This window comes from Spirosoma litoris, from assembly GCF_054776755.1.
In genome coordinates this window covers 668342-680414 of the sequence record NZ_BAAHBI010000010.1, presented here as the reverse complement: position 1 = coordinate 680414, position 12073 = coordinate 668342, and the positions used below count along the sequence as shown (strand labels likewise).

Genomic DNA, 12073 nt, shown 5'->3' with positions numbered 1-12073 from the left:
CTGGGATATTGTATTTCACGCATTAACCGGTTGCCAAAGCTTTTAAAACAGTATTGTACTTAATTTCTTTATGCAAGTTCTGATTGGCATCATTTACCACACAATTGGTGGCGGTTTTTCGGGCAGCTTTTACATGCCCTTCAATAAAGTGAAAGGATGGGCCTGGGAAAGCTTCTGGATTGTTGGAGGCCTTTTTTCCTGGCTCATTGTACCTCCCTTAGCCGCCTACTTAACCATTCCCGATTTTGCAGCCATCATTGCCTCGGCAGATATGAATGTGAAGATGCTCACATTCGTATTTGGCTTGTTATGGGGCATAGGTGGGCTGACGTATGGCCTGGGCGTTCGCTATCTGGGCATGTCGCTGGGGAATTCAGTCGTGTTAGGGTTCAGTTCGGCTTTCGGCGCACTGGTACCTTCCATCTATTATAATATCAACCCAGTTAAAGGGAAAGTCTCGTTTAGCGATATGCTGGGTTCAAGTGGTGGGCAGTTGGTGTTGCTGGGCGTGTTGGTTTGCCTCATCGGAATCGCCATCTCGGGTAAAGCCGGCATGATGAAGGAAGCCGAACTTTCGGAAGCCGAGAAAAAAGCCGCTGTCAAAGAGTTCAGCATCGTGAAGGGTCTGACCATTGCTGTGATCTCCGGGATTCTAAGTGCCTTCTTCAACTATGGAATCGAAGCTGGAAAACCCCTGGCCGAGCAGGCTGTTGTACAAGGGTGCAATCCATTGTTTCAGAATAACGTGACCTACGTGGTGCTACTATGGGGCGGCCTGACCACCAATTTCTTGTGGTGCATGTACTTAAACGCCAGGAATAAAACCTTCGGTAATTACACCGATACCCGGACGCCCATTCTGGCCAATATTCTTTTTTCGGCAACGGCTGGTACCATGTGGTTTCTCCAGTTTTTCTTCTACGGCATGGGTGAAAGTAAGCTGGGCAATGGTGCCAGTTCCTGGATTACGCACATGGCCACCATCATTCTGACCGCGAATATTTGGGGCTTGTATCTGAAGGAGTGGTCGGGGGTGTCGGCCGCTACCTTCCGCACCTTCATCACGGGCATTATTGTGATTCTTATTTCAATCGTCCTGGTGGGAATCGGCAATTCACTTTGAGCCGAGACTGAACGCATCAGAGAGAATCACCCGGCCGCGTAAAGCGACTTTAACAAAACTAGAAGCCGGTCAGAGCAATGGATAAGTTTGCTTTGATCGGCTTCTGTTCGTTAACCTCTTTGCCTAAATTGCAGTCTATTAATCAGAGAATACCGATCGGGGATTAAAAAGACATTAAATTGCCAACTTCTATCGGGCACTCTACCAGAATAGAGTAAACATTAACACTAAGCAAACAAAATGGATATTACACGAATCTTTCAAAACAATCAAAATTGGGTTCAAAAGAAGCTAAACGTAGAACCAAATTACTTTAGTGATCTTTCCAAAGGGCAAACTCCAGATATCCTCTATATTGGTTGTTCAGATAGCCGTGTAACAGCCGAAGAGCTGATGGGCGTATCACCTGGTGAAGCGTTTGTGCTTAGAAACATTGCCAATATGGTTCCCAATACGGATCTGGGCGTAATGTCAGTTATTAACTATGCCGTAGTACACCTTAAGGTAAATCACATAGTAGTTTGTGGCCATTACAATTGTGGTGGTGTCCAGGCAGCTATGAAATCAGCTGACATGGGGATATTGAATCCATGGCTGAGAAATATCCGCGATGTGTACCGAATGCACAGAGATGAATTAAATGCTATTACAGACGAAGAACAACGCTATAAACGATTAGTAGAATTGAATGTCGAAGAGCAGTGTATAAATGTTCTCAAAACGGCAGAGGTGCAGAAAGCCCAGGTAGATCGAAATCTTACTGTTCATGGATGGGTTTTTGATGTACACTCAGGCAAGCTGATCGACCTAAAAATTGACTTTATCAAGCTTTTAGAAAACATCAAGGAGATTTATCGTCTCGACTGAGATAAAACGCAAAGTCGTGGTAATCTCACATACATAAATGGGCCTTGGATAGTCATGCTGACTATCCAAGGCCCATTTATTAGAATACTTCCCGGGCAATTTTCATTACATTATCCGCCTTGCCCATTGTGTAAAAGTGCAAGACAGGTGCCCCAGCGGCTGTTAGTTCACGGCATTGTTGAATACACCACTCCACCCCTACCTGCCGGGCCTGCTGGTCATTTTCGCAGGCTTCAACCGCCTTAACCAAATCTTCGGGTAGCTCTAGATGAAAGAGCTTTGGTAAGATCTGGAGTTGCTTACGTGTACTGAGCGGTTTCAACCCCGGAATAATGGGCACAGTAATACCTTCCTGCCGACAGCGATCAACAAAAGCCAGGTATTTTTGATTATCGAAAAACATTTGGGTTACAATGTAATCGGCTCCCTTCTCGACTTTCTGTCTGAGATAATGAAAATCTATATCGTGATCGATGGCTTCAAAATGTTTTTCGGGATAGGCCGCCACGCCAATACAGAAGCTACTGGGAGCTAGGGGTGTATCTTCTTCGTGCAGATAAATCCCCCGATTCATATTGGCAACCTGCTCCACTAATTCACTCGCATAGGAATAACCGTTCTCTTTTGCCTTGAACGTGCTGAACGGTTTAGCCGGATCGCCCCGAAGAACTAAAGCGTTATCAATGCCCAGATAATGTAGATCGATCAGGAAATCTTCTGTTTCTTCCCGTGTGAATCCCCCACAGAGCACGTGAGGAACCGGATCGACTCCAAACCGATGCATAATAGCTGAGCAGATGCCTACTGTTCCGGGTCGCTTTCGGGTCACAATTTTCTGGATCGTGCCATCGGGTAGCGGGCGCTCAATATATTCTTCGCGATGGTAGGTTACGTCAATAAACGGCGGCTTGAACTCCATTAATGGCTCGATGTTGTCGAGCAGATTTTTCAGGTTATCTCCTTTGATGGGCGGAATTACTTCAATCGAAAAAATGGGTTTGCCATTAGCGGCCTTAATGTGATCGGTAATTTTAGTCATTGGTTAAACACAATAGAACGCTGATTTTTATGATTTTTCGAATTTGTCATGACCACTTAAAGCATTGATTAAAAATGTGTTTCCTCATGTTAGATATACCAATAATCATCCTAAAATCATATTCTTCATAAAAATCTGTGTTCCATTTTTAAGGTCAATGTTATCGCGAAAACATCGCCAGTCGCATGTAAATTCCATTCGTGGGGCCATTGCTCCAGGGCTGTATATCTAGCCGACGTCCAAGCTTTGTTTTATCTTTCACTTCATGAAGCTTTGGGATACCCCATCCTACCAACGACCCAAACGCAGCGCCAGCCAGCAGATCAGTCGGATAATGTAAGCCGCCCTCGTAGCGTAACACCGCTGTAGCAGAAGCCAGGCCGAGTGAACCAATCCAGACAACAGGCTTCAGCTTCGAATGCGGGAAATAATGGAGAAATACCTCACTGGTAAACACGGCGGTGGCAAAGGCATTGGTTGCATGGCCCGAAAAAAATGACTCTCGGGCATCGCGCGTCAGCTTTTCATCCATAGGAGCTGCGGGATTGTAGACATAGGGGCGGGTTCGCTGTGTAACACCCTTTATGGTTCGCTCGACACCATTCGCCAACAACACGGTTTCCAGGTACATGACAGCCACGGTTTTAATATCCTGTCGCATGGGCTTGGTACCAACCGTTAATAAACCCGCCAAGGCTACATTTCCTGCCAACGTGGCGTCGCTCAAGCGGTCGGCAGATGTAGACCAATGATAAACCGCTTTCCGATCAAAAGCATTAATGTCGTTTGGATTGAGGGCATTAATTTCCGATTGTGTGAGTGGGTCAATCGTATGCCTTAGCGCCACCGCTGCTCCTAGTGTTACAGCTCCCGCTCCTAATAACGTAATTTCCCGCCCTGTTTTTAATTCATATGGCGACTGAGCAACGGAGTAGTTAATCAATAAGGAGCAGTGGATAATGAAAACTAATGCGCTAAACTTTTTCCAATGATTCAATTTCTGAAAATACATCATATATCAGCTATCATACATAGATAATTATACCACCCGCACCACCTCTGGTTCATCAGACAAGTACACCAATCGTGCCTCAACTTCAGGGTACCCCATTTCCCGATACAAATTTGCGAAATAGCGTAAGGTAGTCACTGGTTTGTCGTTCTGATCTTCTTTTTCTACCGGCCTCGATTCATATTGCACTAAAACGACATGTCCATCCGGGTAATGCACCACCCGATGGGGCGCACCATGCATCCGTTTGCTACTCAGAATGGTTCGATCGGTATCAATGCGAAGGGATGAATCGAACAGGGAAGCCAGGTCTGGATGGGAGACAATCGCCAACAAACTTACTTTCAAGACTTCGCATTCGATTTTTCGGATAAGGCCCTCGCTAACGAGCTGGCGAAGGACTGCATCGATAACCTCTGGTCCTTTTATCAGGCTCAACGCTGCACACAACTTACGGTCTCGTTCGCGGGTCCGCTCAAAAGTGGCCACATCAAACATACGATCAGCCAGCCGACGAAGTTGCATATCCTGCCCCCGGTTTCCACTGACGATCGTGTCCAGATAAATCTCATCGATCTCTTCCTCTGGCTGATAATGCGATACCGCATCCGAACACAGACTTATTTCATAACTTGATCGGCCTTTCTCCCAGGCACAACCACAATTTCGGGCCACTTCGCTATCGCGCAGGAACGCATGCAGCCAATAGCTAACATCTTTTTGATTCCCTACTTTGTCAAAATCACCTCCTTTGGCAATGATATATAACCGATCCGTTGGTCGGGTAAACGCGACATACAGCAGGTTCATATTCTCGATGAAGGTACGCGTCAACTCCTCTTCATATTGAGCGGCTACCGATGCAGGAGCACTTCGTAATTTACTGGTCGTGTTCGATGGAGCGGCTGTAAGTCGGGCAAGTTTCCCCAGTTCAGTTGCGTGCGACAGGGCATCAGTACGAATGTCGGCCAGATCGAGCCAGATCGTACTGTCGTTTATGGGCTCAACCCGCCAGTTGGCAAATGGAATAATGACCACCGGAAACTCCAGCCCTTTCGACTTGTGAATTGTTTGAATACTTACGGCATTACGGGCGTTTCCTTCTACCGAAATCTTCTGCCGAACACTTTCCCAATATACCAGGAAATCGCTCAGATGCCCGCTTCGTTTCTGGTTGAACGTCAGCACTTCATCCAGGAATCGGAACAAAAATGGATTGTGTTCCGACTGATTGAATAGATCAAATTGGGCGATCAGACGCTCAGCTAGTTCGTATGGATTCAGTTGTCCCAATACATACGGATCGAGTGGATAGCCTTCTACGGCCAGGTAATCATAGACAGCCGAAATGTCATCTTCGGCCACGTTACGAAGTTTCTCGGTCAACGCATCATCCGGAAAAATACCCTGTACGACCCGATGAAATAGATAAAGCAATTCATAACGAAGCATCCGCAGATCGGGGCGTTGCAGCACCTGCATAACCGTAATCAGCCATTTAACCGGGTCTGAAAACTCCAGCGACAACGAATCGGCCGAGACCAATGGAATCTGGCGTACGTTCAATTCGTTGGCCAGGATTCTGGCGTGCGACTTCTTCCGACACAGAATCGCTATATCACCATACTGATAACCCTCGGCCAACGATTTTTCCAGATGCGCCATAGTCGTTTCGAGCATCTGTGTCGTGAGGTCTTTACCGAGTTCGTCATCTTTATCAACGAAATCGATCTGAACATGCCCTGCCTTATTGGCTTTGGGCTGCGCTTTCTGATGAAACTGCCGTTCGGCATCAAACACATCCGTCAGTTTCGGGTGCTGATACTCGAATTGACGAGCCACGAACTCAAAAAAGTCATTATTAAATCGGACAATTGGCTCCGCACTCCGCCAATTGGTATCCAGTATTTCGGGTTCCAACTGCCCGTCGAGCATACCGATACGGTCGGCTGTCCAGGACGCCGGATTGTGTGCCACTTTCAGGCTTTCCAGGTCCTGTCGATGCAAGGCCACAATCTGATCCATATCGCCCCCCCGGAAGCGGTAAATTGCCTGTTTGCCATCGCCTACCGCCAGGTTGAAATGGGCAGCCCCCAGGGAGTTTTCAATCAGCGGCAGCAGGTTGGCAAACTGGAGTCGGGAAGTATCCTGAAACTCATCGATCAGGATATGGTTGTACTTTGTACCCAGCCGTTCATACAAAAACGGTACCGGCTCTGTTGCTACAATACTCAGAATTTTCTTGTTGAATTCAGAAATATGCACCCGACCATCTTTCTGAAGCAAATCATCAAACTCCACGCGCATTTGCTTCAATAGCGCCAGTTTCTGCAAATGCGGCAACAAACAATCGAACAGCGTTACCTCCCGGCTGCTTTCGTTTCGGATCACTTCGATCTGATCAAAATAATTGCACAGTTCTTCCGAAATTCCATCAATTGCGCTCGTTATGGTAAGTGGGGTTTTCGGCAAATACCAGTCGCCTTCAATCTGCTTCCGGTGCGTAGCGGTCGGTTCTTTCTCGAAATTGGAAAAGGCAATCGTCTTAAAATAAGCGGCTACGCTGTTTTTCTTACCTTTAAAATCCTCTTCACTGAGTCCTTTGCTGGTAATCAACGACCAGGCTCGTTGGCCCTGATCAACAATTGAGGTTTCAACCTGCCGATTATGTTCCATCAATTGAAGCCGGATGGTTCGCAGTGCCCCTGGCGATAGCTCCTGAGCCGCATTTACCGCGTCGTAGAATTGATCGGAAGTAAGGTTTCGGCCAAACTCTTTGAGCAGTTCGGGCAGTTGATTCCAGCTTTTTCCTTCGGCAGCGGTATGGGTATAATACTCGCTCAGAATAGCCGTAATCTCCTCCATCTCCTCCGTGCCCGCCTTTTCAATCAGGTTATCGATGGCCAGCTCGAGGACTTCGTCGGTTTCCAGCTCCACCTCAAACGAATAGGGTAACCCAAGCTCATCGGTAAAAGCCATCACGACACGCTGCGTGAACGAGTCAATCGTTGTGACGCTGAAATCGGCGTAGCGATGGAGAATGGTTCTGAAAACAGCCGATGCTTTTTTGCGCAAGTCGGCTTTAGCAATCTCAAATGAATCGGTGTTTAGTGGCGTGCCGTAGAGTTCGACCACCAATTCATCCAGCAAGGGAAGTTCCTTCGTACCGGCAATGTCGGAGAGCCGTTCGAGAATCCGGTTCTTCATCTCGTTAGCAGCAGCGTTTGTAAACGTTACGGCCAGAATATGCCGGAAATAATCGTCCTTCGCACCTGGCCGCAACGCCAGTTTCAGGTACTCTTTGGTAAGCGTATACGTCTTACCCGACCCCGCCGAAGAACTGTAGATTTTGAACATAAGGAGCGAGGAGCGAGGAGCGAAGAGCGAGGAGTTGCTGACGCTCCAGCATTCTCACTTCTCGCTTCTACTACCTTTAAAAATTATACCGCAATCCCACCCCTGTATTTAAGTTCAGGAAAAATGGGGCCTGAAAAAGCTCGACGTAAGCACCGGTTTCCAGGAAAAACGAGTAGGGTTTGCCAACCGGAAAAAACTCAAGTCCGGCAATACCCGACCCACCAATTGAAAGGTTTCCCTTTACGTAGTCAACGGATTGTCCAGCTAAATAATCGGGGTAATAGCGACGATTGTTCAGTTGCCCACCAAATCCGTAATACGCCCGTACACTTTCACTTTTCGTAAGGGCCGTGTGCCATAAGTAGTGACCCTGGATAGCCAGACCAACACTCTTATAATCGCCGGAACGATAACTCCGCCGGGTGCCATAAATACCGCCATACGTCCCGATGTTTAAATCGAAGGCATGGTTCGTGCCGAAGTATTTCCGAACGTTTATGCCCGACGGCTCCCCAATACGAGCGCCGATAGCCCAGTTATTATATTGTGCCTGTACATCAGCAGGCGTTAGTAAACAGCCTGTAACCAACAGCGCTGTGAGCAGAATCAATTTTTTCATAGAGTAAATGATTAGTCTTTCTTAGACTATACAGGTCAACTCTCGTAACCGATTTTTTGTCCCAATTTAATACCTCAACTCAGGTCAGGTAGTTGAAACAGCCTCCGGTTTTGTTGCTTCGTCAGCGGTTCCTAACGGTAAATCCGGTAATGCAGATTTGCTTTCCATCGATTGGAGCACGGCTAAAAGTCGCTCATTTTCAGTCCGTTTACCCACCGAAATCCGCAAACAACCACCACACAATTTCACTTTCGATCGATCCCGAACAATCACCTGTTGCCCAATTAAGTGCTCAAAAATACCCTTCGCATCGGCAAATTGAACGAGTAAAAAGTTGGCATCAGACGGATGAATGACCTGTACGGATGGCAAAGAACGCAGTTTCTCGGCCAAAAACTGCCGTTCTGTCAAAATTTGCCGAACCATTTCATTCTTCTCGTCTTCGTGCGAAAGCGCATCCAGAGCGAGTACCTGCGTAGGTGCCGAAATGTTGTAGGGAGGTTTAATTTTATTCAGTACGCCAATAAGCTCCTCCGACGCAAAACACATCCCTAACCGTAACGCAGCCAATCCCCATGCTTTCGAGAAGGTTTGTAATACGACCAGGTTTGGGTATTTATCCAACTCACTCGTCCAGGAAGGCGTATCCGCAAAATCAATATAAGCTTCATCCACAATCACTAACGAATGATCGGCAGTTTCGAGAATCGTCCGAATGGCATCGGCCTGGAGCAGATTGCCCGACGGATTATTAGGCGAACACAGCCATATTAGTTTTGTGTTGGGCGTGATAGCAGCCAGCACACCCTCGGTATCTACCTGAAAATCGGGCGTCAGTGGCACTTTGACCAGCTCAACATCATTAACAGCCGCCGACACTTCATACATGCCGTAGGTTGGTGGCATAATCAGCAGATTGTCCTTGCCCGGCACACAGGTAGCACGAACGAGTAAGTCAATGGGTTCGTCAGAACCATTTCCCAGAAAAATCTGCTCAGGCCGAACCCCTTTGATGGGTGCCAATTTCTGCTTGATAGCCCATTGGTGTGGGTCAGGGTAACGGTTGTAATCGCCCGTATCAGTCGTGGAACCAATCGGATTTTCGTTGGCATCCAGAAACACGCCCACCTTACCCGTATACTCGTCACGAGCCGAAGAATAGGGTGTCAACGAAAGAATGTGGGGACGGAGAAGATTATTAAGATTGAATGGTTGCATTAGCTTAATTTCTGAAAAAATCGTGGGTCAAATTCAATAGACTCCACGGCAATTAGTTTTACGTCAGCAAAAAAAACATGGGCTGGATTGAGCAGATAATTATACTCTGACCGCACGATTACGGAAGGTACTCGTAACAGAAGAGATTCATTGGAAGCCAGCCATTTACTTCCAACTTGTTGTGTATAGGCTTCGTTGATTTGCCAGTTTTCAGGCAACTGCCCACTGTTTACAGCGGGAATATGATCTGGTACGTACAAAACCATAACCCGGTAATCGGTTGGAGGCTGCGATTGGCGTAAATGAACCAATGTCTCTAAAATTGCCAGCGATCGACTGCTAGCCGTATAAAGAGCGGGTTTACCAACTTCGTTCCATCGACCTCCGTATACTGCGGCCCCATTACCCGACAGGTCATTGGCGTACATCTGACGAGTAACCCGAAATAACTCCATCAGGCAAAAATTCCGTGTTCAATCCTACCCAACTCGCGGTCAACAATACCAATTCCTTTATGCGTTTTGAGAAATTCAACCGGGCGACGATTCCCTAGCGATAAAATTGACCCATGAAGCCAATCTCGGAAATAGTCTTTCCCTAAAGCATCTTCGCCATGTTCAAATAACTCAGCCAGAGCAACAATATGGTCTGAAACAATGTCGCTCAAGCGGTCACTGTCCTGATAACGTTGTAAATTACGGGGTGTAACGGGCAAATACTCTACTAATTCTTTTGGTTCAATACCCAGTGAATCAGCTAGATATCGAATCGTTGCTTTAGGCACACCCTGCTCAATAAGCTGCATCAAGTCGGCTTCACTACGAATAACTCGTCCGAGTATTTCATTGCCGCCCAGGCGATTGGCGATGGCTATGATTGTCATAATGAGGAATTATTTCCTTAAAAATACGGACATTTTTCTATGAGCCCAAATTGAGGAATAGAATAAACAGACAAAAGGTCATTTAAGTACTAGTTGGCGTTGGTCGCCACCGAAATGATTGTTCGTCGATTGCCCGCATGGTACAAAGTATGCCGTTTAGATGGTCGTATTCGTGTTGAACCAGCTCTGCCAGACTCCAGTCGGTGATCTCCCAGGTATGTGGTTGCCAGTGTTCATCCCGGTAAGTCATTGTCAGACGGCAATGGCGCCGGACACGCACGAGTAAATTTGGGAAACTCATGCAATCGTCCCAGAGTTCATCGGTCTCGTCGCTAACGGTAACCAGTTCGGGGTTGATAATAATCTGGGGACGATCTACATTCAGATAAATCAGCCGTTTCATGATATCGAGCTGTGGAGCGGCAATGCCTCGTCCAAACTGGTACTTCGCTCTGATTTCTTCCATCACGTTATGCAAATCGGCCGCCCAGCCTGTCACCAAAGGAAGCTCCGATTCCAAGACCGGCTCGCAGGTTTCGTACAGGCGTGGATCACCCAGAAGCAGGAGGTCAGCAAGGTGTTTCATCTGAGAATATCGTTTAGCGCATCAACAAACGTATTCATTTCATCCTCAGTATTGTAGTAGTGGGGCGAAATCCGAAGCGTAGCAGTCAACATGCCTTTTCGACCAAAATCCAGAATTGCTGCATCATAAGGGCTGATAGACGTATTGATACGTCGGGCCAATAAAGCTGATTTCAACTCAGCCGCCGATTTCGTTTCGCTGAACAAGGTGATTATGCTCGATAATTGTTCACCTTCATCATACAAACGAACACCGGGCAATTGACTCAGCTTCTTTCGAAGTATTGTACAAAGCTGAGCATTTCGTTCTGCGATGGCGTCAATACCTACGCTCAGGGCATAGCGATTCGCTTCGGCAGCACCCAATACGAGTGCATACGGAAACTCCCAATCTTCGAACCGTTTGGCCGTCGGCTCCAACTGATAACTGTCGGCCGATTCCCACGAAGCGCCATGAAGGTCGACAAACAGAGGAGCCATATTGGCCATCAAGACTTTGTCGGATACATACAAAAAACCCACACCACGTGGCCCCCGAAGGAATTTCCGACAGGTAGCGGTCAGAAAATCGCAATGAATCTGAGTCACATCAACGGGAAGCTGTCCTACTGATTGGCAGGCATCCACCAGATACAATACGTCATATTCCTGGCAGATTTCCCCAATCGCTTCGACCGATTGAACCAGTCCAGAGTTTGTCGGTACATGAGTAACCGCCACAAGGCGTGGCCGGAGCGTCCTGATTTTTTCGGCCATATCGGCCACCGAAACGCCACCTGTAGGTTCGTCCTCTACTCTAACGATCTCTATACCAAATCGTTTCTTTAATGACAGAAATGCAATCTGATTGGAGACATAGTCATTCGTTGTGGTCAGAACGACATCGCCCCGCTGAAATGGAATCGACGATAGTGCTTTAGCATAAGCATCCGTCGCACTGGCCGTTGCGGCAATATGATTTGCGGTTGTATTCAGTAAATCAGCTGTTGAGGCATAAAACTCCTGAATAGTTGCCTTACGAATTTCGGCAGCCTCATAGCCCCCGATCTCGGCTTCTAAAGCAATATGTTGCGTTATGGCATCAATTACTGGTTTCGGCATCAGCGCTGCGCCCGCATTATTCACATGAACGACATGCTGAGTGCCGGGGGTATCGGTACGAAGGGAAAGGAGGTCAAACATAAAAGTTACGATAAAACCGATGCCAGCGAAACAACCGTCAAGCTATCAACAATTGACCCACAGCTAATTGAGTTTCGTTAAATAAACGCCGAATTGACTATGTAACCCATATTAGCCCACCGCTTTAGCTGTGGGTCTATAAAAAATACGCTATTCACGAACCGTTTTAACGGTTTATTGGGAATCGA

Annotated in this window: 11 protein-coding genes; 2 read left to right on the top strand and 9 right to left on the bottom strand. The window is 47.2% G+C overall.

From position 1 onward, the window contains the following. Positions 1-70 precede the first annotated feature (70 nt). Positions 71-1123, top strand: a complete 1053-nt coding sequence (rhaT, locus tag ACYVGR_RS09305; RefSeq protein WP_460955790.1) for an L-rhamnose/proton symporter RhaT — start codon at positions 71-73, stop codon at positions 1121-1123. Positions 1124-1363: 240 nt separating this feature from the next. Further along, positions 1364-1990, top strand: coding sequence for a carbonic anhydrase (locus tag ACYVGR_RS09300; RefSeq protein ID WP_460955788.1), 627 nt, complete (start codon positions 1364-1366; stop codon positions 1988-1990). A gap of 79 nt (positions 1991-2069) precedes the next feature. Here the strand turns inward: ACYVGR_RS09300 and metF are convergent, their stop codons facing one another. From metF to ACYVGR_RS09255, 9 genes are all read right to left on the bottom strand, one after another. Further along, entirely contained in the window at positions 2070-3029 is a 960-nt protein-coding gene (gene metF, locus ACYVGR_RS09295; protein ID WP_460955786.1) for a methylenetetrahydrofolate reductase [NAD(P)H], read from the bottom strand. Between the two features lie 160 nt (positions 3030-3189). Further along, positions 3190-3972: a phosphatase PAP2 family protein gene (locus tag ACYVGR_RS09290; protein ID WP_460955784.1), complete on the bottom strand. Its 783-nt coding sequence runs from the start codon at positions 3970-3972 to the stop codon at positions 3190-3192. Between the two features lie 96 nt (positions 3973-4068). Further along, complete coding sequence (locus ACYVGR_RS09285) at positions 4069-7398, bottom strand: UvrD-helicase domain-containing protein (RefSeq protein ID WP_460955782.1); 3330 nt, start codon at positions 7396-7398, stop codon at positions 4069-4071. Positions 7399-7474: 76 nt separating this feature from the next. Further along, the gene (locus ACYVGR_RS09280) at positions 7475-8017 is read right to left on the bottom strand and encodes a hypothetical protein (protein WP_460955780.1); all 543 of its coding nucleotides are present in this window, start codon (positions 8015-8017) and stop codon (positions 7475-7477) included. 84 nt (positions 8018-8101) lie between these two features. Then, the gene (hisC, locus tag ACYVGR_RS09275) at positions 8102-9235 is read right to left on the bottom strand and encodes a histidinol-phosphate transaminase (RefSeq protein ID WP_460955778.1); all 1134 of its coding nucleotides are present in this window, start codon (positions 9233-9235) and stop codon (positions 8102-8104) included. Next, entirely contained in the window at positions 9235-9690 is a 456-nt protein-coding gene (locus ACYVGR_RS09270) for an RES family NAD+ phosphorylase (protein ID WP_460955776.1), read from the bottom strand. Before ACYVGR_RS09270 ends, hisC begins: the two co-directional genes overlap by 1 nt. After that, positions 9690-10118 (bottom strand): antitoxin Xre/MbcA/ParS toxin-binding domain-containing protein, encoded by a 429-nt coding sequence (locus ACYVGR_RS09265; RefSeq protein ID WP_460955774.1) that lies wholly within the window; start codon positions 10116-10118, stop codon positions 9690-9692. The genes ACYVGR_RS09270 and ACYVGR_RS09265 overlap by 1 nt, the downstream gene beginning before the upstream one ends. Before the next feature lie 82 nt (positions 10119-10200). Further along, positions 10201-10704, bottom strand: a complete 504-nt coding sequence (locus ACYVGR_RS09260) for a peptide deformylase (RefSeq protein ID WP_460955772.1) — start codon at positions 10702-10704, stop codon at positions 10201-10203. Further along, a complete protein-coding gene (locus ACYVGR_RS09255; protein ID WP_460955770.1) occupies positions 10701-11885 on the bottom strand; it encodes an aminotransferase class V-fold PLP-dependent enzyme in 1185 nt (394 codons plus the stop codon). The genes ACYVGR_RS09260 and ACYVGR_RS09255 overlap by 4 nt, the downstream gene beginning before the upstream one ends. Between the last annotated feature and the right edge of the window lie 188 nt (positions 11886-12073).

Bases quoted from the DNA above. Each gene is read 5' to 3' on its own strand.
- hisC (WP_460955778.1), bottom strand. From the start codon at position 9,235: ATGCAACCATTCAATCTTAATAATCTTCTCCGTCCCCACATTCTTTCG.
- rhaT (WP_460955790.1), top strand. From the start codon at position 71: ATGCAAGTTCTGATTGGCATCATTTACCACACAATTGGTGGCGGTTTT.
- ACYVGR_RS09270 (WP_460955776.1), bottom strand. From the start codon at position 9,690: ATGGAGTTATTTCGGGTTACTCGTCAGATGTACGCCAATGACCTGTCG.
- ACYVGR_RS09280 (WP_460955780.1), bottom strand. From the start codon at position 8,017: ATGAAAAAATTGATTCTGCTCACAGCGCTGTTGGTTACAGGCTGTTTA.
- ACYVGR_RS09300 (WP_460955788.1), top strand. From the start codon at position 1,364: ATGGATATTACACGAATCTTTCAAAACAATCAAAATTGGGTTCAAAAG.
- ACYVGR_RS09285 (WP_460955782.1), bottom strand. From the start codon at position 7,398: ATGTTCAAAATCTACAGTTCTTCGGCGGGGTCGGGTAAGACGTATACG.
- metF (WP_460955786.1), bottom strand. From the start codon at position 3,029: ATGACTAAAATTACCGATCACATTAAGGCCGCTAATGGCAAACCCATT.
- ACYVGR_RS09260 (WP_460955772.1), bottom strand. From the start codon at position 10,704: ATGAAACACCTTGCTGACCTCCTGCTTCTGGGTGATCCACGCCTGTAC.
- ACYVGR_RS09255 (WP_460955770.1), bottom strand. From the start codon at position 11,885: ATGTTTGACCTCCTTTCCCTTCGTACCGATACCCCCGGCACTCAGCAT.
- ACYVGR_RS09265 (WP_460955774.1), bottom strand. From the start codon at position 10,118: ATGACAATCATAGCCATCGCCAATCGCCTGGGCGGCAATGAAATACTC.